At 51.9% G+C, this 23,875-nt stretch carries 24 protein-coding genes; 5 read left to right on the top strand and 19 right to left on the bottom strand.

The window, feature by feature from the left end; all coding sequences use genetic code 11:
- Positions 1–2: 2 nt before the first annotated feature.
- From ACOSDR_RS18335 to ACOSDR_RS18320, 4 genes are all read right to left on the bottom strand, one after another.
- Positions 3–191 (bottom strand): helix-turn-helix domain-containing protein, encoded by a 189-nt coding sequence (locus tag ACOSDR_RS18335; RefSeq protein WP_420732155.1) that lies wholly within the window; start codon positions 189–191, stop codon positions 3–5.
- Positions 192–309: 118 nt separating this feature from the next.
- Positions 310–1,503, bottom strand: coding sequence for a hypothetical protein (locus ACOSDR_RS18330; protein ID WP_420732154.1), 1,194 nt, complete (start codon positions 1,501–1,503; stop codon positions 310–312).
- Between the two features lie 99 nt (positions 1,504–1,602).
- Entirely contained in the window at positions 1,603–2,787 is a 1,185-nt protein-coding gene (locus ACOSDR_RS18325; protein ID WP_420732153.1) for a tyrosine-type recombinase/integrase, read from the bottom strand.
- Between the two features lie 510 nt (positions 2,788–3,297).
- Complete coding sequence (locus ACOSDR_RS18320; protein ID WP_420732152.1) at positions 3,298–4,980, bottom strand: putative bifunctional diguanylate cyclase/phosphodiesterase; 1,683 nt, start codon at positions 4,978–4,980, stop codon at positions 3,298–3,300.
- A gap of 272 nt (positions 4,981–5,252) precedes the next feature.
- On the opposite strand from ACOSDR_RS18320, the gene ACOSDR_RS18315 reads away from it, so the two are divergent.
- Positions 5,253–5,945, top strand: a complete 693-nt coding sequence (locus ACOSDR_RS18315) for an FkbM family methyltransferase (RefSeq protein ID WP_420732151.1) — start codon at positions 5,253–5,255, stop codon at positions 5,943–5,945.
- Here the strand turns inward: ACOSDR_RS18315 and ACOSDR_RS18310 are convergent.
- Together ACOSDR_RS18310 and ACOSDR_RS18305 are read right to left on the bottom strand one after the other, a co-directional pair.
- On the bottom strand, positions 5,929–7,134 hold the full coding sequence (locus ACOSDR_RS18310; protein WP_420724656.1) for a hypothetical protein: 1,206 nt from the start codon (positions 7,132–7,134) through the stop codon (positions 5,929–5,931). The two genes, ACOSDR_RS18315 and ACOSDR_RS18310, sit on opposite strands and share 17 nt — an antisense overlap.
- A gap of 99 nt (positions 7,135–7,233) precedes the next feature.
- Entirely contained in the window at positions 7,234–7,914 is a 681-nt protein-coding gene (locus tag ACOSDR_RS18305) for a DUF4823 domain-containing protein (RefSeq protein WP_420732150.1), read from the bottom strand.
- 155 nt (positions 7,915–8,069) lie between these two features.
- On the opposite strand from ACOSDR_RS18305, the gene ACOSDR_RS18300 reads away from it, so the two are divergent.
- Positions 8,070–8,321, top strand: coding sequence for a hypothetical protein (locus tag ACOSDR_RS18300; RefSeq protein ID WP_420724654.1), 252 nt, complete (start codon positions 8,070–8,072; stop codon positions 8,319–8,321).
- Positions 8,322–8,547: 226 nt separating this feature from the next.
- On the top strand, positions 8,548–8,682 hold the full coding sequence (locus ACOSDR_RS18295; RefSeq protein ID WP_420724653.1) for a hypothetical protein: 135 nt from the start codon (positions 8,548–8,550) through the stop codon (positions 8,680–8,682).
- Between the two features lie 19 nt (positions 8,683–8,701).
- Here ACOSDR_RS18295 and ACOSDR_RS18290 read toward each other — a convergent pair whose 3' ends face one another.
- From ACOSDR_RS18290 to ACOSDR_RS18240, 11 genes are all read right to left on the bottom strand, one after another.
- Complete coding sequence (locus ACOSDR_RS18290) at positions 8,702–10,189, bottom strand: class I adenylate-forming enzyme family protein (protein WP_420732149.1); 1,488 nt, start codon at positions 10,187–10,189, stop codon at positions 8,702–8,704.
- A gap of 67 nt (positions 10,190–10,256) precedes the next feature.
- On the bottom strand, positions 10,257–10,907 hold the full coding sequence (locus tag ACOSDR_RS18285; protein WP_420732148.1) for an HD-GYP domain-containing protein: 651 nt from the start codon (positions 10,905–10,907) through the stop codon (positions 10,257–10,259).
- Positions 10,908–10,951: 44 nt separating this feature from the next.
- Positions 10,952–13,033 carry a GAF domain-containing protein gene (locus tag ACOSDR_RS18280; protein ID WP_420732147.1) on the bottom strand — a complete coding sequence of 694 codons (2,082 nt, stop codon included), beginning with the start codon at positions 13,031–13,033 and terminating at the stop codon, positions 10,952–10,954.
- Positions 13,034–13,290: 257 nt separating this feature from the next.
- Complete coding sequence (locus ACOSDR_RS18275; RefSeq protein ID WP_420732146.1) at positions 13,291–13,857, bottom strand: demethoxyubiquinone hydroxylase family protein; 567 nt, start codon at positions 13,855–13,857, stop codon at positions 13,291–13,293.
- On the bottom strand, positions 13,836–14,369 hold the full coding sequence (locus ACOSDR_RS18270; RefSeq protein ID WP_420732145.1) for a disulfide bond formation protein B: 534 nt from the start codon (positions 14,367–14,369) through the stop codon (positions 13,836–13,838). Before ACOSDR_RS18270 ends, ACOSDR_RS18275 begins: the two co-directional genes overlap by 22 nt.
- Positions 14,366–14,953 (bottom strand): YqaA family protein, encoded by a 588-nt coding sequence (locus tag ACOSDR_RS18265; RefSeq protein ID WP_420732144.1) that lies wholly within the window; start codon positions 14,951–14,953, stop codon positions 14,366–14,368. Before ACOSDR_RS18265 ends, ACOSDR_RS18270 begins: the two co-directional genes overlap by 4 nt.
- A 99-nt stretch (positions 14,954–15,052) precedes the next feature.
- Complete coding sequence (locus tag ACOSDR_RS18260; RefSeq protein ID WP_420732143.1) at positions 15,053–15,853, bottom strand: hypothetical protein; 801 nt, start codon at positions 15,851–15,853, stop codon at positions 15,053–15,055.
- The gene (locus ACOSDR_RS18255) at positions 15,854–16,753 is read right to left on the bottom strand and encodes a hypothetical protein (RefSeq protein ID WP_420732142.1); all 900 of its coding nucleotides are present in this window, start codon (positions 16,751–16,753) and stop codon (positions 15,854–15,856) included.
- Positions 16,754–16,792: 39 nt separating this feature from the next.
- On the bottom strand, positions 16,793–17,521 hold the full coding sequence (locus ACOSDR_RS18250; RefSeq protein WP_420724645.1) for a hypothetical protein: 729 nt from the start codon (positions 17,519–17,521) through the stop codon (positions 16,793–16,795).
- Between the two features lie 14 nt (positions 17,522–17,535).
- Positions 17,536–18,351, bottom strand: coding sequence for a hypothetical protein (locus ACOSDR_RS18245; protein ID WP_420724644.1), 816 nt, complete (start codon positions 18,349–18,351; stop codon positions 17,536–17,538).
- The gene (locus ACOSDR_RS18240; protein WP_420724643.1) at positions 18,348–19,691 is read right to left on the bottom strand and encodes a hypothetical protein; all 1,344 of its coding nucleotides are present in this window, start codon (positions 19,689–19,691) and stop codon (positions 18,348–18,350) included. Before ACOSDR_RS18240 ends, ACOSDR_RS18245 begins: the two co-directional genes overlap by 4 nt.
- Positions 19,692–20,010: 319 nt before the next feature.
- Here ACOSDR_RS18240 and mdh point away from each other — a divergent pair, with 319 nt between their 5' ends.
- Positions 20,011–20,970, top strand: a complete 960-nt coding sequence (gene mdh, locus ACOSDR_RS18235; RefSeq protein WP_420732141.1) for a malate dehydrogenase — start codon at positions 20,011–20,013, stop codon at positions 20,968–20,970.
- On the opposite strand, the gene ACOSDR_RS18230 is transcribed toward mdh, so the two are convergent.
- Positions 20,967–21,845 (bottom strand): YgfZ/GcvT domain-containing protein, encoded by an 879-nt coding sequence (locus ACOSDR_RS18230; protein WP_420724641.1) that lies wholly within the window; start codon positions 21,843–21,845, stop codon positions 20,967–20,969. The two genes, mdh and ACOSDR_RS18230, sit on opposite strands and share 4 nt — an antisense overlap.
- A 45-nt stretch (positions 21,846–21,890) precedes the next feature.
- Here ACOSDR_RS18230 and ACOSDR_RS18225 point away from each other — a divergent pair, with 45 nt between their 5' ends.
- Positions 21,891–22,928, top strand: coding sequence for a glycosyltransferase family 9 protein (locus ACOSDR_RS18225; RefSeq protein WP_420732140.1), 1,038 nt, complete (start codon positions 21,891–21,893; stop codon positions 22,926–22,928).
- A gap of 8 nt (positions 22,929–22,936) precedes the next feature.
- Here the strand turns inward: ACOSDR_RS18225 and ACOSDR_RS18220 are convergent, their stop codons facing one another.
- Positions 22,937–23,725: a glycosyltransferase family 2 protein gene (locus tag ACOSDR_RS18220; protein ID WP_420732139.1), complete on the bottom strand. Its 789-nt coding sequence runs from the start codon at positions 23,723–23,725 to the stop codon at positions 22,937–22,939.
- Positions 23,726–23,875 lie beyond the last annotated feature (150 nt).

Below are 23,875 nucleotides of genomic sequence, written 5' to 3'. Positions count from 1 at the left end.
GATTACGCTGCCTGCATTCCAGCAAGAGCGCGAATGCTGCTAGTAACAACACGGCGGCTCCGTCCGAATTTCACGCTTTGAAGCGTTCCGGCGTCCATCATGTTGTAAACATGGCGGGGGGTAACTCGCAATTCATGGGCGGTTTCTGCAACCGTCATGAAAAGCGTTTCAGCGGGTCTGTCTGTATTCATGGCTATCTGTCTCCTTAGCCTCTGGGGTTCAACTCAGAGACTAAGATTGCAGAAGTATTCAGTGACAAAACAGATAGACTAAACTGACAATAATAAGACTAAACTGACAAAACCTAGTTTAGTCACCCGTTCTTTCTCTTATTTCCTTTTTTGCACGGATAATAGTTCTGTCAGACGGGGGTTTACCTAGTCTTAGTTTATTCAGTATTTCATCGCCAAGGTCTTTATTAGTCTTATTGTCAGGCGGCGCGCCATTTTGGTATTCTTTTTCCCATAAAATGAGGATGCGATCCACTAACTTTGGCCTGCCTCCTTTATCCTTTGTTGTCTCGACGGGCTTTTCATCCTTGGCGACGTGTACGGTTGTTTCCGTATCGACGGGCGGCGATTGAATAGCAGCTTGGGCAGGCGTTGCATGAACGGGTTTTTCCGGTTGCTCCAGGCTGCTATCAGTTTGCCATAGCCTTAGAACATCGTCGCGACGAAACCGGATATTCTCAAAATATTCGATTGCGGGTTTGTTGTAGGTTCCGAAAACACCAAGCCCAAAATATCTTTGCTCCAGATAATTCACACAGTCGGAAATTGTGTCATATGTGAATGCTTGCGGGTTGATTTGTCCATTCGCGGGGGAAGTGCCGTATGGGTTCAATCGCAATAACTCGCCACTGCATACAGCCTCGACCAAATCACGGGCGGCGCGCTTTACGGCAATTTTAGAATCAAAATAGCGGCCCCCTGTAGTTTCTATCGGAATATCCCAATACCCGGTCTCTATTGGGTCCAACAAATTAAATACCTTAAACGATAACACTTGTGACCAGTGCCACACTTGCGACAACGGCAAGCGGTGCGGGCTTTCTATCCAATCGGCGTAAAAAGGAATAATCATTACACCTTCAAACTTTATTGCTTCAGACCTTATGCTGTTTCTATAGAAAGTTAGAACACTGCCATTTGATGGGTCTAGAAGATTGCCTTCTTTCCATGCTGACACTGATATGGTTTCCGCTGTCTTTGATTGAATTTCTTGTGCAAGAATCCTATAACCTGTCGCACGGCATACGCCGTTTGCTAGTTTCTGAGCGAGTCGATCATAAGCCTCTTTACGGGGCTGCAAAGCCGCCCTCACAACATCGCCGCTTTCCCCCTTGTTCTCGACAAGATATTTAAGGGGTGATTTTTGATAGCGTTCTAGCTGGTGCCCTAATTCAACTAGGCGAGCCTCGCTCTCTCTGAGCGTTGCAAGTTCGGTCTCGTTTAAGACACTTTCCAGGGCCTCAACTAGAGTAAGTCGGTTCTGTTCTGTCATGCTCTGCACCTTCCGTATGGCGCGCCGTGATAAGGGCGATGGGGGCAGGCGGGCACGGTCCCCGCTTTTCGGTCGCTAAACCTAGCCCCCACCGTTCATTTACCGAATTGAGACAACCTTTGCCCCGACTTCGGAATTCAGCACAACGCGGCGGACGTGTTCCCCCCATTTTTCCAGCGCGTCGCGTTTTTCGTCTGTGAATGCGTGCAAGTCGTATGTTCGCTCCAGATCGTTTCTGGCATGGTTTAGAATTAGTTCTGAAACCAGCACCGGGACGCCAAGGCGAGAAAGACCCGTGCGGCCTGTTCGTCGCAGATCGTGCAGCGTCCAGCCTGTCACGGCGCTTTCGGTACTGAGCGCGCCAACAATCTTGCTATGACCGGCATAGGGGCGTTTGCCGTCGATGGTAAAGACATAGGGGCCAAGTCTGGGAATGGATTCTAGTATCTCCCAAGCGAAAGTAGGTAAGGGCACGATATGCGCCCTGCCTGCCTTGGTTCTGCTGCTTGGGATGGTCCATAGTCCGGCGTCCTGGTCCAGTTCATCCCATTGCATGGCGCGGCATTCGTCGCGGCGCTGCATAGATAAAATGAGCATCTGGACGAATTCCCTAGAGGGTGCAGACCGGGCGGCGGTTGCTTCCCAGACGGCCCGCAATTCCGTATCACTTAGAACCCGGTCACGGGGCTTTTCTTTCACGCGGCGCTTCAATCCAGCCATCGGGTTGATTTCAATAAGTCCTGAATTAACGGCCCAACTTAACGCGCCATGTAAGGCGGCGTGTACGCGGTTGACTTGCGCCCCTAGCCCTTTGTCTGAAAGCCTATCCAACAATCCAACAGCATCGCCCCGGCGGAAATCGTCCAGGCGCAACTTACCTATGTACGGGATAACATGCTGGTCATATAGGGCGCGGGTCTGTTCGGGCTTGCGGGTGTTGGGGATGGAATGGCGGGTGTGATAGTCCGAAATCAGATCCTTGATTGTTTCGATCTTGTTTGCGCCGGATACCTTGCCTTGTAGCAGATCGGCCCGGAATAGCGTTGCGGCTGCACGGGCATCTGCCAGCGTCATGGCTGGGTAATCCCCCAACAGCTTTGCAGATTGCACCTTTCGGCGCGGATTAGTGTATCTGAGAAACCAGCTTGCACGGCCCGTATGATAGAGGCGGATCATTAAACCGCTTGTATGAGTGTCGGTGCACCAGATGTAACCCTTTGAAGGTGTCTTTAGACTTCTCAGAAGCTTGTCTGTCAGTCGTGCCTTGGTCGGTTCCTTTGCCATATCGGCCCCCAAGAATTAGTAACGAAACGCCCCGTTACTAAATGGTTACTAAAGGTTTGGTTGCTTTACCATTCTATTCGGTGCAACTCAGTGCATAGTATATGGCGATTTTATGGCAGTTTCCAAGGGTTTTCGGATAATCTGATTTCATATCAGTTCAAAGTGAGGAAACGCGGTGCAGCGTGGGCGATACTACTCCCAGACGTGAAGCCTCCCTGTTCAACTTGCCCGGATCTTCGGATCCGGGCATTTTTTTTGTTTTTTGTCCGATTACCCAAACTGCAGCTATATAAGCTGCCTGAGTTACATGAGAGGTCACGTCAAATCCCAGCGTCTGTATGAGAGTTTTGGGTTTCTCCATGGTCATTGTTGTCTTTGCAAGGAAGGGCAGGATTACGCCGGTGAAGAATGGTTGTTACACGTTAGCGATTTAACGGGATGGAGAGGGGCGCGCCGGTTCCGCGCATGTGTTTAAGGACATTCCGAATTTAAGGACATCCCGGAATTTTGTTATGCCTGTGCCCGGGGGTCATTTTGTTTCAACCAGTCCGGCCATTCTGAGAGCGGCATGGGCTTGGCGATCCAATAGCCTTGCAGCATATCGCATCCCTGCTTGGTCAACCAATCCGCAGCCTCTTTGTCTTCGACACCTTCCGCGATGCTTTTCAGGTTCAGATCTTTCGACAGTTCGATGGTTCTGCGCACCAAAATTGCATCGGTTGAGGATTGCATAACCTCCCGCACAAAGGATTGGTCGATTTTCAAAGTGTCGGCAGGGAAATCTTTCAGATAGGAAAATGAGGAAAAACCTGTCCCAAAATCGTCTATGGCGATATGCACTCCCATGTCGCGCAATTCAGCCAGAATAGGCTTTGCCTCGCCCAGATCCTCAATAACAGAGGTCTCTGTAATTTCCAGTTCAAGATAGGGCAGGCGTTTCATATCGTCTTTGAAGGCTGCTTTTAATCGGTTGGGGAAGTCTGAATCTGTGACATCCCAGCCCGATACATTGATTGCGATATGATAGTCGATATCCGGCAGCACAGCCTCTGTTGCCATCATATAGGTTCGCGCGGCTTCAATCGACGCGCTTGTGATGTCATAGATCAATCGTGACTTTTCTGCCAAAGGGATGAAGCGGTCAGGGGGAATCATTCCCTCTTCCCCATGTTTCCACCGCACCAGCAATTCGCATCCCCGCACCAGCCCGGTCCGGGCGCACAGCTTGGGCTGGGCATAGAAAACAATCTCCTTGCGTTCGATTGCCTGGCCCAGATCCGCCAGCAGTTTCAGATTGTCCCGCCGCATTGTGTCATCGTGTTCGTTAAAGACCGAAGCCGTGGAAAATCTGGATGGCGTCTGCAGCATCGCCGCAAATGATTTGCGCACCAAATCATCGGGTTGTGTTCCATGATCCGGAAACACAACCATGCCAATCCGGCTGTCGATCCGCATTGGAAGGCTCCGCATCATTACCGGATACTGTAGAGAGCAAACGATTAAGTTCGATATCCGACCGGCCTCCTGTGGCGTTACATGTTCTATCAATGCCAGGAATGTGGCGTGCCCACCACGGGCCAGATAAGATTCCTCTGGCAGAATGGATTTTATTCGATTGGCACAGGCCTTTATGAAGTCCTCACAGGCGTCATTGCCAAATGACGTGCGGATGTCGACGGCGGTTGTGATTTCGAAATTCAGAATTACGTGTTGATCGTTCGGGTCATTGATTGTTTGTGCGGCCGCGCTGATCTTGCGCCGGAATGCCTCGAATAGCGGAAGATTTGTCACAGGGTCGTAGTTCATAATGCGGAACAGTTCCTGTTGGTGACTCAGGATCGTGTCGTGCAGAAGACCAATCACCAGGCCGAAAAGACATAGATACACCCCCCTGGAAACCCAGTTATCCAGTTCTTGCGGCTCCCCTGCCAGAACATCCAATGGCATGATCGGCCCCATGACAATCATGCCGACAAGACCCGCAACAATCCCCCCCAATACTCGAAAGCGGAAGGCGGCCAGCACAACTGGAAAATACACGACATGGAGATGAGCAAATTTTGTTCCGCCAGATTCATGCACAATAATCCAGGACAGGACAAAACAGACCGCAATAGTCGGGATAGCGATCCAGGGGTTGTTGTAGAGTCTGATCATTGGCGAGAATGTAAATCTATCAAAACGTCTCTTCATGGATAATCCTTTTAAACAGTCATCTGACCGGCAGAACCAACTGATACTTATATACGCAATTTTGGCAAAGATAGTTTGAGTGGTAAAAACTTAACAAATTATTATAAAAAACAACCAGTGCGGAAATTCAGTGCGTGTCAATCTGTTGGAAAGTCCCTCAAGGCAATAGCGAGAATAAGCTATCGGCGCGGCGTCCAATAGCCCGTCTCCTGCTTGTGCCCTGGTGGTGATCTGGTATCTTTGGTGATTGGTACACAGATAAGGGTTTGGGTGTGTTTTCGCGATTGTTTGATCCTGCACGGAAGTTCAAGAAAACGCCTGAAGGCAAACTTGTTTCCATCCTGAATGATTTTTCCATCGATATTGTTTTGGATGTCGGGGCGAATGTCGGACAAACCGGGCAGCGTCTGCGCCGGGTTGGCTATTCAGGTGCAATCGTTTCCTTTGAGCCGGGGCCACAGGCGCATGGCACGCTGAGTGAAGCGGCGGCCAATGACGCAAAATGGACCGTCGCACCGCGTACGGCGATTGGCGACACGGATGGCGAAATCGTCCTGAATGTATCGCAAGAGACCAGCATGAGCTCCGCCCTGGATGCCAATCCCGCGCTGCTGGAGGCATTGCCACGGACCGCCAATCAGGAAAAGGTCACCACCCCCGTCTATCGTCTGGATAACCTGTGGGATCAGTATGTGACCCCCGACAATCGGGCGTTTTTGAAAGTCGATACCCAAGGATTTGAACGTCAGGTTTTAAACGGTGCCTCTGAGGCCCTGAAGAAGCTGCAAGGCGTTCAATTGGAATTGTCCTTGTTTGAACTGTATCAGGGGGAAGAGACATATCTTGGGTTCCTCCAGGATCTTCATCGCTGGGGATTTGAACCTTACATGATGTGGGAAACCTATTTCTCACGAAAGCTGAAACGACAGCTACAGATAGATGTCGTCTTCATGCGCCCCCGGTAGAGGGTTTCAAAACCTGGAAACTGGTGAACCTGCATGCGATCAGGGTTGCCCAGACCGTGCCGCCGCCCACAACCATCATCAGATAGGGTGCTGTATAGTAGCGCGGATCGTAATAGGGGAAGATGATGAAATGCAGCGCGACCATCGCAACGGAAACTGCCCCAATTTCTCCATAGATTTGAAGGTTTCTGTGCTGACGACTGATCCAGTAAGCCACCAGCACCAGCGGCGCAATCAGCACAAATTTAATGCCATCAACCATTAAATACCCCAATTGGCGGATGAGTATTTTTAGGTAAATTTCGAAGGTTATGATTGGTTCTGATATTTGTAGATATGGCGTCTGGGAAATAAGACTGTGGCTGAAAACGGCCTTATATCCTGGAGGGTTCATGACCGCCACGATTCCGGCATACAGCAGCAGGGAAGCGATCCCCCAGGGCACAGACGCCTGCCAGAATGGCATTCGGCGGGGTCCCTGACAGAAAAAAGTCGCGACCCCCAGATACGCGCCGACAAAGATGATCGCATCGGCGCGCACAGTGATTGCGGCAAGCAGCAGCAAGCCGGTTGCGCGCGGCATTGCTTTGGCATGGGTAATCATCGCTGCGCCCAAGGCCAGCGCCGTCAGGCTGTCGGGATATTCGTACCGGGCGGTTTGATACAGCATAAAGCCCATGCCCAATAGGCTGAGTGGAATGGCAATCCTGGCGTCTACCCGACGACACAGCCAAACCGCTGTCATACCAAAAAGGACTGCAGCAGGAAGTGCAGAGAGCAATCTGAGCGCCCAATGCGGATCAACCCCCATCCATGTCAGCGCAATGGCGGGCCAAACGAACCCTATCTTGTAACAGTAAACGGGCTGAGTGAGCTCAAAAGCCTTCGCCGATTGGCTCATGTATTCACGATACGTGCTGATCCCTGGGCCCGCCGTGGTCAGGTCCCTATAAACATTTTCCGGATAATGCTGGGATAGATAGGAATACGTTCTCTCCCGCTTCTCGTCCCAGGTGCCGCCGTGCAGGGCGGAAAGGATACATCCTATGTAATGGGTAGAGTCCCAGGCATATTTTGGCTTAAGCAGAGATAAGGTAGCGAATGTCAGCACCAGACAGAGAAGAATGCCAGTAACAGGGGTCGACAGGCCAAAGCAGCCTGTTGCAATTCTTGATATGGCCCCCCGCATACCCTTGTGCACCCCATATATTCATTCGTGTGGATACAATAGAAACGGAAGTTGTTCTTGGCAAATTTATCCAACGGGAAAGCTGGAAAATTCCGGTCACTACTGGCTGAAAAGGGACTCGGCATATTGACGAATGGGCTTTTCCAGGAAGTCTTCGGGGTGACCCGCGGCAATTCCCATGAAACTTCCTTTTGCGTCGATGGTGCCTGATTTGATCATTGTACCCGAATTGGTTTCAATGATCGACACCGTGACGGTGGCCTGATCCACGACCCCTGTCCACGCAGTGTCAACATCACGCCACCGCAATATTTTTGGTTCTATCAGATAGTCTGCCTGCTGGGATCGGGCGGAAGCCAAGGCCTCATCCCGGGTTTCCTGACTGGAGCCAAGCGTCAAATTGATGAAGTAGGGGGCGAATGCGTCTGCCACGATCATCGCGGTTAAAACGCCCGAGCGGAAATAGATTTTTGCTCCATCCCGACCGTCGACAGGTGTCGTGACATAGGCTGTTTTTTGGTTGGCGGGTAGAATCACCACCGTCTCGGCGTCTTCCTGAATATTCTGTTGTGCGCTGCACCCAGTCAACGGCACAACAAGCAAAAATATTTTTAACCAGCGTCGCATCATAGCTCGTTTCTCACGTGCAGGGGTGGTTACGAATAAAATCGTTCTTCTTAAAAGAGTTAGGCCGTGAATGATGCTGACGCAAGCTGGTCCGTATTGGTAATTTGAAATCGCAGTTGGCGCAGTGCCTACTATTTGTGCAGCGTTAACCATGTTGAACGCTTGTCTTGAAAATCTACTCCGGGCACACTTTTGCTGTTGGACATTGCGGGCTGGGGTGCAGGATGTTCGGAGGCAATCGAGGAAACGCAGATACGGGGTCGGATTTTCGACGGGATCCACGATTTAACTCAAAGAAAATTCGCTTTTTGATGGATGGTCGAGAATTGGATGTGGTCGATATCTCCGCCACCGGAATTCAGGTCCGTCATGCCCCTGGATGGGTTGTCGCCGGACAGGGTCTGTATTTTGATTTATTGATCCCCGTGCGCAAAGGCATGAAAAAAGTTCAAGCAACGGGGCATGTGCTGCGGCGTAAAGGCACAGACATGGTGGTCACTTATCACAGCCCCCATCCAGATTGGCGTCGTTTGATCACACAATTCTTAGCCAGTCGATGACGCGGCCTGTAAATCAGCTTTTCGGTTTGCATCAATCCCCCTATAGTTTCTGAAAGGTGTCTCTGGACCGAATATGGTCCAGGGAACACCCGATTTGTCGTATAGCAGTGCGCCTGAGCGGTGCGGGTCTTGTGTATGATCCGGCCGGAAGTTGCGCGCGTCGATGCGACCTGCGGGATGCAGCACATTTCGTGCAAGCCTCGCCACACCGTAAGGATATCATCAAATGGGTAAGGGCAATAATCAACGCGGCAACAAGGAAACGAAGAAGCCCAAGAAAGAGCAGCCGAAGGTTCTGGCAACAGCTAATTCGAATGCAGGAAAGCCTGTTTTGGGGGCGACCAGCAAGAAGGCCAAGTAAACACGACGTCTGGCACGGATCAGATCATGCTCTGGGTTTTCTTCTGTGCGGCTGAACGAATGTGGTGGCGCAACCTGGTGGCGACTGTGTGGCGTTGGATCTTTCCAGACGGGCCACGCGGTATCGTATCGACAGTATAGAGATGTATGTCAGCTTTAATCGGCAAATGTGATTTCAGTTTTTGCTGAATATCGGAAAAGTCGGCATTTGGGGAAAACCGAACGCCCAACCAGATTGCCCCATCATCCAGCGGGTCTTGAATGGTCGTTGCACAGCAGTCTATCACCTCGGGAAATCCTTTCACGATCTCTTCGATGGCTGCGGCCGGGATCTTGTAGCCACGGACGTTCAGCAGGTCGTCATCACGCCCCAGTAATTGCAAATGGCTTGCATCTTCCAGGATCGCCTTATCCCCTGGATAGAACCAACCCTCGCGAAATCGCTCTGGCCTGGGGTGTTCTTCAAACAGATAATGGGTTGCGCAGGGTTCCCCGCGCAGTCTGATTGTCCCTTCTTTCCCATACGGAAGTGGGATGTCGTTGTCGTCAACGACCTGAACCTCCAGTTCCGGGATGATTTTACCGCGCGTATCGGACTGTATTTCTGCAATCGTGCCGCTTTCATTGGTCCCATAAAGCTCAATCAATGTGCCTGTGGGACAGACCTCGCGCCAGGCAGCCCTGTCCGCCGGGGTTAAGCTGCCGCCAACAATCAGTATTTTCAGGCCGGGTGGCAATGCATTGCGGTGGTCCATACTTTTAAGCGCAATGAATTCCATAGGGATAACAATACTATGTGTTGCGCTTTGCTCTTTCAGGGTTTGGAAAAGAGGCGCATCCCCTGCGAAAATACACAGTCCCCCGACGCGCATGCAGGAGATGAAAGATAAATAGTTGGCTTGGAAGGCGAAAGTGGCAGGCAAAACCAGGCGTGAGTTCTGCGTCAATACAAGGCGCTTTTGATTTTGACTGAAGCGGAATTCTGATTGGGCGCTTGTGCGCATCATGAATTTCGGTGCCCCGGTCGTGCCAGAACTGCAAGCGATGCGATGATTCTTTGCCGGCTTGCTGTCCCGCAATGCGACTGTATTGACTGGTTTGGATAATGTCTTTTCCCACCACAGGTCATCGCACAGGATCGTCAGACAGGTCCTATGCGGCCTGATTGTCGCCGCCGCGATCAGGTCCGAATGGCTGAACAGGCGTTGATACTCATCACCAATTTCCTGTGCGCGATATGTGGCCGTCACCACTCCAAAATGCTCAAGCGCCAGCAACAGCACAACGTGTCGATAAGGGGATGTCCATTCCACCGCCGCCAGGGCCTCCGGTTCTGGCACAATTGGTTCCAGCATTGAAATTGTGCGGCAGATATCCTGCCAAAGGGTCTGGTAGGATATGGAGATACTGTTATCCAGAATGGCAGCAGCATCCGGGCGCATTCGCGCATGGCCTGCAAGCGCTGTCAGGGTTCTGGTCAGCGATGGTTGAGGATGTTTCCTGCCCATTGATGGGGTATCTATCATCAAGCGGAGTCTTGAGTAGACGCGCGTAAGAGGATGGCAGTACCGATCATCAGGACGGTGTTACAATGCGAAAATCGTCAGGATCGACGGCATCAATTTGTTCTGGTTGTAAGAATTTATTCGCATAGGCTTCATAAATTCTTTCTGTCAGGAAAAGGTTGAATAGCTCTGGATCCACATGGGATTCCTTAGCCATGAATCCCATGATCTTCAGCGCTTCCGACAGGGTTTTTCCTTTCTTATAGGGGCGGTCAACGGCCGTGAGGGCTTCAAAGATATCGGCGATTGCCATCATACGGGCGACAGGAGACATATCCTCCTTGCTCAGTCGTTTGGGATATCCCGTCCCGTCCATTTTCTCATGATGGCCCCCGGCCAGCTCCGGCACCGTGCTGAGATGTTTCGGGAAAGGCAGACGCTCCAACATTTTGATGGTTTGGACGATATGCTCATTGATCTTGTAACGATCTTCCTCGGTCAACGTGCCCCGACGAACGGTCAGATTGTGAATTTCACCACGATTGTACAGAAGTTCTGGCACGTCCATTTTAAAGCCCCAGGGGTTGTCGGCATCAAACCGTTCTGAGGCGGGGCGTTTGATTTGATGTTCAATCCGGTCCGCGAGAAGAGGTTCTTCAACAGGCACGGGACGCTCTTCACGGTTTTCCAAACGGCTGAGTTCTTCATGCGAGACCCCCATTCGATCGCTGATGGTTCGGGTCCAGGTCTTTGCCGCAATTTCCTTTATGCGTTGAATATCTGCATCTGTTGTAAATTCACCCCCTGGTTGCATTTCGCAAGGAAGGCAAAGTCGTCATCCAATTGGTCCAGGTCGGCCTGAAAGGCGGCTTTGCGTTCGGGGGCATCGCCATCGCGCAAAACATCGCGCAGATAGGCGATTTCGGCTTCACGTTTCATGACCTCTACACGCATGCGGATTTCGTGAATTCGATCATAGATGGTTTCCAGCTTTGTCGCTTTGTCGACGACGAATTCAGGCGTTGTCACTTTTCCACAATCATGCAGCCAGGCGGCGACGTGAATGGCCTCCCAATCTTCGTTGGAAAGCGTGAAGTCGGCAAAAGTGCCGCTGGTGGCTGAATGCGCCGCAGAGGCCAGCATTTTAGTCAGCTCTGGAACCCGTGCACAATGGCCCCCCGTATAGGGACTTTTCGCGTCAATTGCGCCTGCGATCATCTGAATGAAGCTTTCAAACAATTCTTTCTGGGCAACAATCAATTGTCGCGCTTCAAGGGAAATCGCAGCAGAACCTGACAGGGCTTCGGTAAACCGGATTAAGGTTTGATCCATCGTCGTATCGGTTTCCAGCAGCAACAGGACCCCAACCAGTTCTTTCTGGCGGTTGAACAGGGGGGCAGCGATCAGGTTCTTTGGTGCCGCATCCATCGCTTTTGCAATGCCGCCCAGGCCCAGCATTTCCAGTTCGGTGGCGGTTGCGGGGGTCCCTTCCGCATTTTCGTCAACGATGCTGCGTGCCAGCAGGGTCTTTTTGCGCGATAACAAGACATCGGAAAGGGGATAGTCCAAAGGCCGATTGGCATCCAACCGCCCCGCATGGGGGACCAGTCGGGTGCCGTCCTTATCGGTCAGGTACAGAATGCCCGCCTCGGTTTTCGTTACACCAATAATTTCGTCCAGCAACCGCCTCATCAACGCATCAAAGTCTTCCTCTGCCGCGACAGCTTGCGAGATATCCAGGAACCGCCGGATGGTTTCTTTCATCATAAAGATTGCATTGGATAAATTCTGGATATCTGAAATTCGCGTTGTCGGTGACTCCTGATGTGTAAAATCAAACCGGCTTACATCGTCGGCCTGTTGTTGCAAGGCCCGCAGCGGGTTCGTGATCATGCGACTGACCCACAGCACCAGCAGTATGGACGCCAGCATCAGACCCAGCGCCCAAATCATCCCTTCCTGCATAACCGCTGTCAGTCCCCCCATCATTTCCGCGCGCGGAATTGCCAGGGCCAGGATCAGGGACTGGTCGCCCAGAATGGGCACCGATGAATAGGATACATCCCATACAGATCCATTCTGAGTCAGTTGGAGGCGGCTGTTGCCGCCGTTGCGGAACCGTTCAAATCCCAGAGACAAGACAGGGCTTCCAACATCAGACAGGCTGGTTTGCCTGAGTTTTCCATCCTCCCCCATTCGCGTGACACTAGCAGGGTCGGGATGCGCAACGATCAGTCCATCGGTGGTCATGAGAATGCTTTCCGTGCGGGGAGTCACACGGTTTTGTTCCATCGCATTGCCCAGCGTTCCAAGCGTGATATCAACACCAATCACGAACTGCTCTTCCGGTGACTCTGATGATCCCTTGCGGGCAACGGTCATCCCTATTTCCTGTGTGGTGAAGAAAACATAGGGGGGCGTGGAAATCGTCTCGTCGCTTTGTGTGGCGGATTGATACCAGGGACGGGTTCGGGGGTCATAGGTCGTGTAATCTTCCCGTGGCTGGAAACGAAGGGTCTGCATCGCGGCATTCACATAAATATAGTATCCGCGGGCAACCTGTTGTTTGTTGCGCTCCAACACCTGGACGATATAGGCCGTACCCTCTGGCGCGTTAAACCGAGCAGCCAGATTTGGATCAGCAGGTAATCTTCTGACCAACATGAAGTCACCCTGCTGATTACCCACAAAGACAGCGGTTATGTTTTCCGACCTGTTCAAGCCCCGCAAAAGAGCGGGAATGCTTTGCATCCGGTTCTTCAGCGCTGTTGTGCCAAGATTGCCGTTGGATGAAAGAAGATTGGCAACACTTTCTGCAGGAAGAAACAGCGCGCGTGTCTCTGCCACAGAGACACGGTTCACCTGATCCAACAGCGAGTTTGTCGAAGTGTCGGTAAGCTTCAGCGCGTAATTGTAGGAAATAGCGCCAATCAACAAACATACGGAGATAACAACAAATAGAAAAATCGTACTTAGGTGAACCTGTAGCGAGAATCTAAGGTTTGAAAGTCGGATTTTTGTTTGCATTCTGCCCCGCATGCAAAGAATTTTAAGTATTCTATCATACCAAATTCAAAAACATGTATTGTAAAGTGCAACCTGCGTTAAAATCTCTCACTCAACCAGATTGCAAGGCGGGAGCCACGTTGTATCAGACCGGTCAGAATAGAATAGGCCGGGGCCTGGGCCGCGCCATGGTCCAACCCAATGTCCCTGTGTTCCAGTTCTTCCAGACGAAACTCTTCAATTTTTGCGCTCAGGTCCGGCTCGTCCTGACCTAATGCTGATAGCTGTTCCTGATAGTGGGCATCAATGACTTCTTCAACGGCGACTGTGCAGGCCATAGCGGCCTTTTCCCCCAACAGGGCGGTGCCTGCCCCCAGGGCATAGCCCGCAACATGCCAAACGGGGCGCAGGGCCGTTGGGCGCACGCGACGCTGTGCTACCATTGTTTCAAAGGTTTCCAGGTGATGGGCTTCCTGGTCTGCCATATGACGCAGGATATCGCCCTTGGGTCCTTTTCCCAGAACCGATAACTGACCCTCGTAAATCCGTTTGGCGCCAAATTCACCCGCCAGATTTACGCGCAACATGGAATGCACATCGTCGCGCTTGCGGCTGTCACCGGGTAGATATTTCGGGCCACGGGTCATGGGTTTTTCAAGGGCCATGGGCGTTTCAATCCTTTCCAAATCGCCAGACCGCCCACCAGGACGACAAACAGCGACAGTAGAAAATTATACCCCGCCATGGAAATGCCAAACAAGGTCCATGCGGGATCGCCACAAGACGGGGCCGGCGGGCCGGATTGAATATTCTGAATGGCTCCGGCCAGCCCGGTGGATAAGGCCTGTGCGCCCGTGCAACCAGATGGTCCGGGCCAGAACTGATATTCAACACCGGCGTGATAGGCGCCCAGTCCCGCACCAATTAAAATTGCAACCAGTGCCAGGATCGAAATCAACAGCGACAGAACGCCTCTGCGCTTCAACAGCATGATGGCGACACATGACAACCCCAATGCGATCCACCAAGGCAATCGTTGATACAGGCACAAATGGCAGGGCAGATAGCCAAATCCATATTCGAAGATATTGACCGTTATCAGCACCAGTGCCGAACACACGGCAAGGGCGATCGGGATACGCTGCGGCGGCAGCAGTCGGGTCAGAAGCGTTGTCATACGATCACTTTGATCACAAGGAAGCCACCGATCAAGAGTACAAATGCCCCTGCGACAACCCAGCCCAGTCGGGTTTCGATAAAGTCGCGGATGGGGGCCCCAAATTTCCATAACAGGGCTGCGACCAGGAAGAACCGCGCCCCGCGTCCCACGATAGAAGACGCCATAAAGGCCAACGGATCCAGCCCCAATGCGCCAGACGCGATGGTGACGACCTTATACGGAAACGGGGTCATACCGCCGCCCAGGACGATCCACCAGCCGTTTTCTGCAAAGTCCCCCTGAATGCCCTGCAGCGCCTCTGTCGCGCCATACAGGGCGACCAGCGGCCGCCCGATGGATTCGAACAGGAAATGCCCGATCCCATACCCGGCCATCCCCCCCAGCACAGAGGCAATGGTACAAATCAATGCAAACCGAAACGCCAAATGCGGGCGCGCCAGGATCATGGGGATCAACAGCACATCGGGCGGGATCGGAAAGACCGAACTTTCGATAAATGAGACCACCGCCAACCACCAAACCGCATGTCGATGCGCGGCAAGAGACAGCGTCCAATCATACAGGCGATGCAGCAGGAGCATGGGGGTCCATTTTCTTAACGGTTTCCTGCTGTTAGCCCATACGACCATTATCGTCCACAAAATAACCAGACCTGTAGTTACAAAGAGACAATCAGTTTGTTAAAACATGCCATTGTTCACAGCTATTTGATGACCGATTGGAATGTCGGAATTTAGATAAAAGGGGGAAGATTTAAGGCGCATCATATCAATTATAATCTGCTGATGTTCCAAGTTTTTATTCCTGATGGCTATGTCTGCCGATGATCCAGCGTAGAAGTGTGCTGGTTCACAATTATAGTATGTATTGTTTGTGCACACAGGATTGATTTTATTTCGGAAATCAAATCGGATGGCACAGTCTAAGCCCTGTTGATTTGGTCCAATAGTTGTCTGATGTATTTCATTTAGTTTACCCAGCAGGTCGGGCCAAGGCATTGCTGGCAATGCCTGAAGCATTCTAATCTTATTAGTAAAGTCGGGCGCTATTTTAAGAAATGAACCGACTGTGTGATGAGTGCTAGGGTTTCCGCTGGGACCAAAAGTTTGGGTATTGTCTTCGACTGAATAGAGATTTCCGCGCTTCCAAACGATCACAAATGCAGATCGTGGCTTTAAGACTACCCAATATGATGTTTTGTTGGTGTTAGGGTCATTTACCCCAAAGTTACGGGTGAAAGGTCTTTGCTGTAACGTTATGTATAAGCAAGATTTTGGGATGCTTTTGTCTCTTAATTTTTCTATTTCAAGGTCAATTTCGGACGGGTTCACCGGCAAAGTAGATGGGGCGGATTTACCGTTAACCGTGGCACTATTTGGGAAAGATGTAAAAAAATCAGTGCCGGAAAGTGAAATAATTCCAAATACAAAAAGAAGGAGTATTGAAAGTTCGGATAGAGTGCTTTCTACAATTCGTGACATTTACAAGTCACCCTTGTTTTTGCGGTGGCCCCATTTGCGAACTACATAGTATGCAAAATCTGATATCTCATTATGTGTATTTAGATCGTATAAATTTAAATGAGGTGTTGTTTTGGAAATTCTTGTTGCTTGTAATAAATTTTGTTCTGGTGGAACAAGTTTTGGACGACTTCCGTCTGGATGCATTCTGCACGTACAATCCTTTATCTGATTTAGTAAAGTTATGATATTCTTTGCCCAGTTGGTTTTAGAAAAATTACTCCAGTCCAATATATTTGAACTATGTTTGTCATTATTGTTGAATCCAATATTGTCCATTAAGCTGCGTGTTATCAGGCCAAAGATCGTTGAAATGATCGCCGCCCCCGCTATTGGAACAATTTTTACCCCAAAAGCTAACCGAACGTCCGTGCTGTTGCTGTTGCCTAGTATAGCGTTCTGGCCAGCCAGATTAATGAGCAGTGATGTTGCGATTCCTGTTTGAAGGAATCCATAGGCCAAACTAGCCAAAGTGCATATAAACCCAATGAAATAAAATTTATCTGTAGACCAGCCGCAATTAAATAAAGCCTGTTTTGGATCTATATCTTCGAGGGCGGCAGTTGGCTTTATATTTGTATAATACAAAAGCAAAAAAATTAATAAATATAACAAAACAAAAAATATTCCACCAAACATAGAATGAATTATCATCTGAATAGAATTATCTACACTTACAAAATTCAATAAACTATTTATATTATTATTTTGAATTATTTCTAATATTTTTTCATGAAAATTTAATGTCAGGTATATTGCGAAAAATACTGGAGCCCCGTAGCCGATCAGATCAACGATCATGATTTTGAGTCTCAGATTTTTATAAAATGTTGAAGCTGGATCAGACGCAGTTTCTGCCATAACCACAATCCTTTATAACTAACAGTCTCGTTCTCACCCTCAACGATGATCGAAAAGGCGTTGTTGCAATTTTCGCGCGGCATAGTCGGTATTGTCTTCATTCAGAAGGGCGCGGATGCGGGCTTTCAGGAAGCGGTCGAAGGCGTCGGTATCGTCAGAGTTGTCGCTTTCTGGGTATTTTGCGGTGTTTTCGGCTTTGGTATGCGCGGCGGTATAGGCGCTGTCCTGGCCGATGGGATCACCCGCAGGCTTGCTCCAATCGATAAACTGCCCGACGGAATGGATCAGGTCATTGCGCGCGCTTTGAATGGCGTCGGCGACATCGGTCTCTTGGCTGGCCGTGGCATCCAGATGGGGTTCTGGGGTCAGGCCATAGGGAATGGGCCCAACGATGACACTGGGCAGGTCAAAGATGTTGAACTGTTCCCGATCCAGCAGACCGATAACGGAATGATTCGGCTTCGCGGTTGTCATGCTGTAGCGCAGGGCCAGGCAGAACATGACAATCGGGTCGGCGGTGGTGATATTGGCGATCACCAGGGCAGCCTTTGTCGTATGATCCTTGTGTTCGCGCGTCATATAGCCTGACCGCGTGATATGTGAGGATCGTACAATCCTGAAGCCCCGCCCGGTGATGGATGGCTCTATGATCTGATTGAAGATCGTATTCAGGTCTCCGTGGGTCAGGGCGTCTGGATGCGCATCATCGCGCTGTTTCACCGGTGTGGGTTCCAGCACGAAGCACAAATTTGGATCTTTGGTCGTCATTGTGTTTGCCCTTCTTAATATTCCAGGGAAAGTCGGAATGCCTTTGTTGGCATGGTTGTCTTGAAGAAATCGGTCCAGAAGGCGCGAAACTGGGTCGCCGTGCCGGACGGCAGCAAGGCCGCGGCATATCCTTTTTCTTCGATCAGACTCTGCTGTCCCAACCGTTTGCCAAAACCAAAGGCAGTAACAGTCGCATTTGCCAGAAAGTGATTTTCGGGAATAACCCCCCGTGCTTTGCGCTCCAGCGCTTGCCGCGCGGTGAAATCAAACGCGTTGATTTTGTAATTCAGCGGCGAATATTCCAGCATGTCCGAGAAAATATAGAAGTCGCTAATAGAGCTGTCGGAATATTGATAGGCCAGATTCTCAAGAGTGTTGATCAGATGGGTGGCATCAGAAACCGCCGACGCCGCGTTCAGGTCGTTCATAAATTTTGTAAACGCGGCGACAAACAGGCGTTTGTCGCGCTGAATCAGAACATTCGAACAGATATGTTGCCAGTTGGAATTGCCGGATTCGATCTCGTCGGGGCAGCCCGGAATGCAGGATGAAAAGGCACGCGTTAAAGCGCCGGGCTGACCGGCGATCAGATAAATATCCAGTTGGTTGCCTGGAATCAACTCCTGGAATATGCGGTTAAACCCTTCGGCAAAGCGCGTCATATCAATGGTGTCAAAGTTTTCGGTTTGATCGATCAGCATCAGGGTGTGGGATGGCGGGCTGGCAGGACCGCAATAGGTGGAAAACGCCTGTGCCTGTGCGGTGTCAGGGGTGCTGATGCCAGCCAGAAGGGCCAGAAAGCCCAATAAGGACGAGCGTAACATTGTCATTCGACCAATACCTCCTCGCCCAGAAGTCTCAATCCGAAATTACCAAAATAGACGGGCCGCTGTGATTTGCGCGATTGGGCATTGCTCTCCTGATAGGCGGTCAACTGTTGGGACAAGATGTTCAGGACGGTGCGGATATCGTTTTCGATCTGGCGCTTCAGTTGCATCCGCTCTTCTTCGAGTTTCTGAATATCCTGATCGATCTGATCGGCCAGGCGTTCTGCAGACGATATCCGTTTGGACATCTCGTTTTCTATGTCGGACGCATCGCGGTTGAAATCGCGCATATAGTAATCAACGGCACGTTCCGTCTGGCGCTTTTTCAAATAGGCTTGTTCCAACTCTGGTTCTCTGTCGTGGCGCAGGCAGGACAAAACTGTTCCGATTAACAAAACCAATCCGTTCAAGAGCAGCAGACCCACCTGGGCAAAGTTGCTTTCTGTCGGGTCGCCAAACAGGGCGTTGGACAGATTTCCAAATAGGTTTGAGAAGAAGTTGCTTGCACCCACCTGGGCGATTTCGGGCGGGGGTGTTGCCCCTGGGACCTGAATGATTGCAGATTGCGCGGCAACCGTTGCTGTGACTTCCCCGCGCATTTGGAACAATACCAGAATCATCGTGGCCATCAGCAGCAGGGTTAGCAGGATAAGGACCAAATGCCACAACTTCCGCCAGCCAGATACAGCGATAAACCGCAGCATTTGCACCCCAAGGAAATGGGCCTGCAGGATAAAGGTGACACCGATCAGGAAGGCGATGATGTAAGATATCCAGGCGGAAAATTCGAAGGACAACTGAACCGCCAATTGATTGACTGGCACTTCCAGAAGCGCCAGAAACAGCAATACCAGAATGTAGATAGACAGCCATGAAAACCAAGGGCGATCGATGATGGGCTCGTGCATGCGCAAACTGGGCGCGCGCCCAAATTCATGTTCCCGCTCCCGATAAGTTCGGTTCGCCTCGTCCCGTTGCCGCACCAACTCCGTATAGCGATGCGATCCCTTGCCAACCAAATCATTCACCCGTTGCAGGCGGGATTGCTTTTCCACATACAGCGAGCTTTTCCGTGAACTGTAATCATCATCGCGCAACGAAACGAATTCGCGGATGCGCAGATCGATTTTGTCGATTTCGGTGCGCATGCGTCGGATGTATTCGTTCAAGGCAGTCCGGGCTTCAGCAATGCGATATGCCTCATGCGGCGAGAAATCGGTATCCTCTACCGCTGGCAATTCCCGGTAGCCGTCTTCAGCCCCCCGTTGCCGATCAAGGCGCGCGTCTCTGCTGCTGAAATTCTGGTAATAGGCCAGAGTTTCAGCCGCTATGAATCTATCCATCTGGGACCCCCCCAAAGCGATTTAGCGAACTATTCAATCGTGACGATATGAAGGATAAATTTTACAATCAATTAAAAAATCATTCATAAGTACATGAAATTAAATATTGCTATTTAAGATAGCCATATGATCAACTTTTAGGGTCCCTTTGGGTGGATTGATCGGTCGGGTGTGGTTTTTCTTGTGCTGTGCCTTGCGCGGACTTGCCGTGTCGGATAGGGAACAAGGCAGTATTTTTTCGTCCAAAAATGACACCATGCGGACACTGCAAGTATGAAACGCAGTGCGGCATGGGTCGCAACGAAAGGGCTGTAAAATAATGGCACGGAACAAGATTGCGCTGGTTGGCGCTGGGAATATTGGTGGGACGCTGGCGCTTTTGGCTGGTCTGAAGCAACTGGGTGACGTCGTCGTCTTCGACATTGTCGACGGCATGCCGCAGGGCAAGGCGTTGGATATCGCGCAGGCTGCCCCGGTTGAAGGGTTTGATGCAAAAATGTCAGGTACCAATGACTATGCGGATCTGAAAGGGTCTGATGTGGTTATCGTTACCGCCGGTGTTGCGCGCAAACCTGGCATGAGCCGCGACGATCTGATCGGCATCAATGCGAAGGTCATGAAATCGGTGGGTGAGGGCATTAAAACCCATTGCCCGGACGCCTTTGTTATCTGCATCACCAATCCGCTGGACGTCATGGTCGGCCTGCTGCAGCGTGAAAGCGGTCTGCCGGAGAACAAGGTCGTTGGTATGGCGGGCGTGCTGGACAGCGCGCGGTTCCGTTGTTTCCTGGCTGAAGAATTTGATGTGTCTGTGGAAGACGTCACCGCCTTCGTTCTGGGCGGTCATGGCGACACAATGGTGCCGCTGATTCGATATTCAACGGTTGCAGGCATTCCCGTGCCGGACCTGATCGAAATGGGCTGGTCAACCCAGGAAAAGATCGATGCCATCGTCAAGCGGACCCGTGGCGGCGGCGGCGAAATTGTTGCCCTGCTGAAAACCGGTTCGGCCTTTTATGCACCGGCGTCTTCCGCAATTTCCATGGCGGAAAGCTATCTGCTGGATAAGAAGCGGGTTCTGCCCTGCGCCGCCTATTGTGATGGCGTTTATGGCCTGGATGGCTTGTATGTCGGCGTGCCGGTCGTGATCGGTGAAAATGGCGTGGAACGTGTTGTCGAAATCAACATGGACAAGGACGAACGCGCCATGTTCGACCATTCCGTCAATGCGGTGAAAGAATTGAATGCAGCCTTGGAAGACGTGCTGAAGGCCGGTTAATCCGACAGGGTTATCCAGTCTGGAATCTGTGGATGAAGGGCGGTGCTGCCGGAAGTCAGCGCCGCCTTTTTTCTGACCGCATCCAGGCGCAGAAGGGCCAATCCCCAATCGCCCGCAATGCTGAACAGTGTCCCTGCATCCTTTCCTTCTGGCGTCAGGACCTGACTGCCTTCCTCGGGTATGCCGCCTGACAGTCGGACCGGCAAAAGACGCTTTTTGGTCAGGCCGCGATACTTCGTTCGGGCCGTCAGTTCCTGGCCCATGTAACAGCCTTTTTTCCAGTCCAGGCCGTTCAGTTCATCAAATCCATGCTCCAACAGGATTGCCTTATCGGGCTGAATATCCCGTGCCCCGTCAGGAATGCCCAGTGGGATGCGGTGCGCGTCCCAATCCGTGCGACTGCGCTCTGTCGCGCCGTGCTGCAACAACCACGGGCGCGCCATATCTGCCGGGGCGATCAATCTGTATCCCATGGCGGGCAGGCGGGGGTCCGCAAACAAAATGCCCCCGGCAACGGGTTCTGCCGTTCCATCCGGTGATAGGGCGTCTGATCCGTCCCCCCAGATCGCAAAGCAGTGCAGCGCTGGCTCTACGCCCAATTTGGCATCGGCCCGAAGGACATAGCGTCGCAACGTCTGCCCCAAATCCATCAGACGGTCACCGCCTTCACAGTCGATCAGGATCCTGTCACCATCGGCGATCAGGAAAAAGTCATGGCGAAATTTTCCCTGCGCCGTCAGCAAGGCCGACCATAGGGCGCGCCCGGAGTCCAGCTTGGCAACATCGTTGGACACCAGCCCTTGCAAGAACGCGATCCTGTCGGTCCCGGACAATGTGATGACACCCCGGCCCGTCAGTTCGGCAAAATTTGTCATGACGCATTCTCCTTGACGCGAAACGGCTATTTTACACAGGTAAGCATGACCGGTTCTGTTGGCAAGCGGCGACAAGGCGGGTATAGGGTCCTCCCGACACCGGATCCAGACACTGGAAAGGCCTGTTACAGCTCTATGCGCCTTCTTTTCATAACCTCCAATCGAATTGGGGATGCGGTTTTATCGACCGGTCTGTTGTCGCATTTGATCGATCGGGATCCAGGCATCCGCGTGACTATTGCGGCGGGCCCGGCCTCTGCGCCTTTGTTTGAGGCCGTGCCGGGGCTGGAACGTTTGATTGTCCTGAACAAAGCCCGGTTTCATGGCCATTGGTGGCGTCTGTGGCGGGCGGTTGGTCTGCGAAAATGGGATGTTGCCGTAGACCTGCGCCGATCCGCCATTTTAAATGCATTGCGGGCGGAAGAAAAATTGCGCGTGCCAAAGCCTGTGCAGCCGATTCATCGCGTCGATGTTCTGGGCAGCATGGTCGGGCGCGCAGATAATCCACCCTTGCCAAAAATGTGGTGGTCGCCTGACCATGAAGAGCGGGCTGCGGCAAAGATTGGATCAGGAAATGGGAAAATACTGGCAATAGGCCCGACCGCCAACTGGCAGGGAAAGATATGGCCAGCCGACAGATTCGTATCCTTGATTGACGCTTTGACCGGCCCTTCTGGTCCGTTGCCCAGGGCGAAAGTGGCGGTCTTCGGTGGGCCGGGGGAGCGGCAACAGGCAATGCCGGTCCTGCAATCCGTTCCGGAAGACAGGCGCATTGATCTGGTTGGAACAGTGGACCTGCTGACCGCTGCGGCGGCAATGTCGCGAATGGCCCTTTATGTTGGTAATGATTCCGGGCTGATGCATATGTCCGCCGCGGTTGGCACCCCGACTTTGGGGCTGTTTGGACCGTCGCAAGAGGCCCTGTATGCGCCCCGCGGCCCGCGCGCTGCTTTTCTGCGAACGCCGGAAACCATGGCGGAACTTATTGGCTTTTCAGGCTACGACCGGCATACAGTTGGCAGTTTGATGGGAAGTCTGTCCACCGATCAGGTTATCGCTGGCGCCACCGATCTGCTGGGATAACGGTGCGGTTATTGGCGATTCTGGCGTTCCAGGATCTCACGCGCCTTTAAATGAATTTGCAGGCTATAGCCCGCCGCAAAAAAGGCCAGGGCAAGGCCATAGATCCCTTCGCGATATCCCTTGCGGGCAATATAGGATTTCCAGCCGCGCGTCAGAACTCGGCGCAGCGCGGAACTGAGGGACGGGACGGTGTTCTTATCCACCGCATCCTGGGCCATCAGGGTCGTGTAGCGGTTCATCCGGTCGAACATATCCGCCAGATCCTTATCCACCAGATGGATCAAGCCATGGCTCAGCGATCCCAACCGCGCCCCGGTTTGCAGGGACGGATGCACTCGCTCTGGGCCCCAGATTTTGGCCCCCTTGGAAAACAGACGGGGTGCAGAGGCCGCGCCATTATAGGCTCCCCAGCCATATCGAACCTCGCGGTCGCCAATCATGTTACGGATGGGGATCAGGTATAATCCATCGGGGCTGCTCTGGATCAGACCTGTCACTTCCTGGGCCACCGACTCGGTTGCGCGTTCATCCGCGTCCACTTCCAGGATCCAGTCGCTGGTGCAGGCCGCGATACCGGTATTGCGTCGTTCCCCTTCGGACGGCCAACTGCCTTCGATGATCAAGGCCCCGGCCTGGTGTGCGATCGCTTTGCTGTCATCGGTCGTGCGGTCCAGGACAACAACGATCTGATCTGCAAAACGTAATGATTTCAAACAGTCCGGCAACATCGCCTGTTCATTCCGGGCGACGATAAGGCAGGAGAGTGTCTTGCGCTTGGTGGTGCTGTTTTCGCTCATAACCTTGCGTATATCCGAGATTTCCAACCCCGAAAAGGAAGGATTAATTTGCCTCTGGAAACGAGCATCTGTAGTCTCCCGCTGAAACCCGCGCGTCTGGCTGACCCAGACGCTCCTTAAAATCGGATGATCCAGTGTCCGCGTGCTGAT

The sequence above is a fragment of the Hwanghaeella sp. 1Z406 genome (assembly GCF_048892425.1).
Lineage (GTDB): Bacteria > Pseudomonadota > Alphaproteobacteria > UBA8366 > Aestuariispiraceae > Pacificispira.
The sequence above is the reverse complement of the archived record's forward strand: the minus strand, read 5'-3'. Positions and strand labels throughout refer to the sequence as shown.

Excerpts from the sequence above, each read along its gene's own strand:
- ACOSDR_RS18320 (WP_420732152.1), bottom strand. The coding sequence starts at position 4,980 with ATGAAGAGACGTTTTGATAGATTTACATTCTCGCCAATGATCAGACTC.
- ACOSDR_RS18250 (WP_420724645.1), bottom strand. The coding sequence starts at position 17,521 with ATGACGACCAAAGATCCAAATTTGTGCTTCGTGCTGGAACCCACACCG.
- ACOSDR_RS18255 (WP_420732142.1), bottom strand. The coding sequence starts at position 16,753 with ATGGCAGAAACTGCGTCTGATCCAGCTTCAACATTTTATAAAAATCTG.
- ACOSDR_RS18220 (WP_420732139.1), bottom strand. The coding sequence starts at position 23,725 with ATGAGCGAAAACAGCACCACCAAGCGCAAGACACTCTCCTGCCTTATC.
- ACOSDR_RS18295 (WP_420724653.1), top strand. The coding sequence starts at position 8,548 with ATGGGTAAGGGCAATAATCAACGCGGCAACAAGGAAACGAAGAAGCCC.
- ACOSDR_RS18335 (WP_420732155.1), bottom strand. The coding sequence starts at position 191 with ATGAATACAGACAGACCCGCTGAAACGCTTTTCATGACGGTTGCAGAA.
- ACOSDR_RS18230 (WP_420724641.1), bottom strand. The coding sequence starts at position 21,845 with ATGACAAATTTTGCCGAACTGACGGGCCGGGGTGTCATCACATTGTCC.
- ACOSDR_RS18290 (WP_420732149.1), bottom strand. The coding sequence starts at position 10,189 with ATGGGCAGGAAACATCCTCAACCATCGCTGACCAGAACCCTGACAGCG.
- ACOSDR_RS18310 (WP_420724656.1), bottom strand. The coding sequence starts at position 7,134 with ATGCGGGGGGCCATATCAAGAATTGCAACAGGCTGCTTTGGCCTGTCG.
- mdh (WP_420732141.1), top strand. The coding sequence starts at position 20,011 with ATGGCACGGAACAAGATTGCGCTGGTTGGCGCTGGGAATATTGGTGGG.
- ACOSDR_RS18265 (WP_420732144.1), bottom strand. The coding sequence starts at position 14,953 with ATGCTCCTGCTGCATCGCCTGTATGATTGGACGCTGTCTCTTGCCGCG.
- ACOSDR_RS18275 (WP_420732146.1), bottom strand. The coding sequence starts at position 13,857 with ATGGCCCTTGAAAAACCCATGACCCGTGGCCCGAAATATCTACCCGGT.
- ACOSDR_RS18285 (WP_420732148.1), bottom strand. The coding sequence starts at position 10,907 with ATGGGGGTCTCGCATGAAGAACTCAGCCGTTTGGAAAACCGTGAAGAG.
- ACOSDR_RS18225 (WP_420732140.1), top strand. The coding sequence starts at position 21,891 with ATGACCGGTTCTGTTGGCAAGCGGCGACAAGGCGGGTATAGGGTCCTC.
- ACOSDR_RS18330 (WP_420732154.1), bottom strand. The coding sequence starts at position 1,503 with ATGACAGAACAGAACCGACTTACTCTAGTTGAGGCCCTGGAAAGTGTC.
- ACOSDR_RS18260 (WP_420732143.1), bottom strand. The coding sequence starts at position 15,853 with ATGTCACGAATTGTAGAAAGCACTCTATCCGAACTTTCAATACTCCTT.
- ACOSDR_RS18245 (WP_420724644.1), bottom strand. The coding sequence starts at position 18,351 with ATGACAATGTTACGCTCGTCCTTATTGGGCTTTCTGGCCCTTCTGGCT.
- ACOSDR_RS18270 (WP_420732145.1), bottom strand. The coding sequence starts at position 14,369 with ATGACAACGCTTCTGACCCGACTGCTGCCGCCGCAGCGTATCCCGATC.
- ACOSDR_RS18325 (WP_420732153.1), bottom strand. The coding sequence starts at position 2,787 with ATGGCAAAGGAACCGACCAAGGCACGACTGACAGACAAGCTTCTGAGA.
- ACOSDR_RS18305 (WP_420732150.1), bottom strand. The coding sequence starts at position 7,914 with ATGGTTAACGCTGCACAAATAGTAGGCACTGCGCCAACTGCGATTTCA.
- ACOSDR_RS18240 (WP_420724643.1), bottom strand. The coding sequence starts at position 19,691 with ATGGATAGATTCATAGCGGCTGAAACTCTGGCCTATTACCAGAATTTC.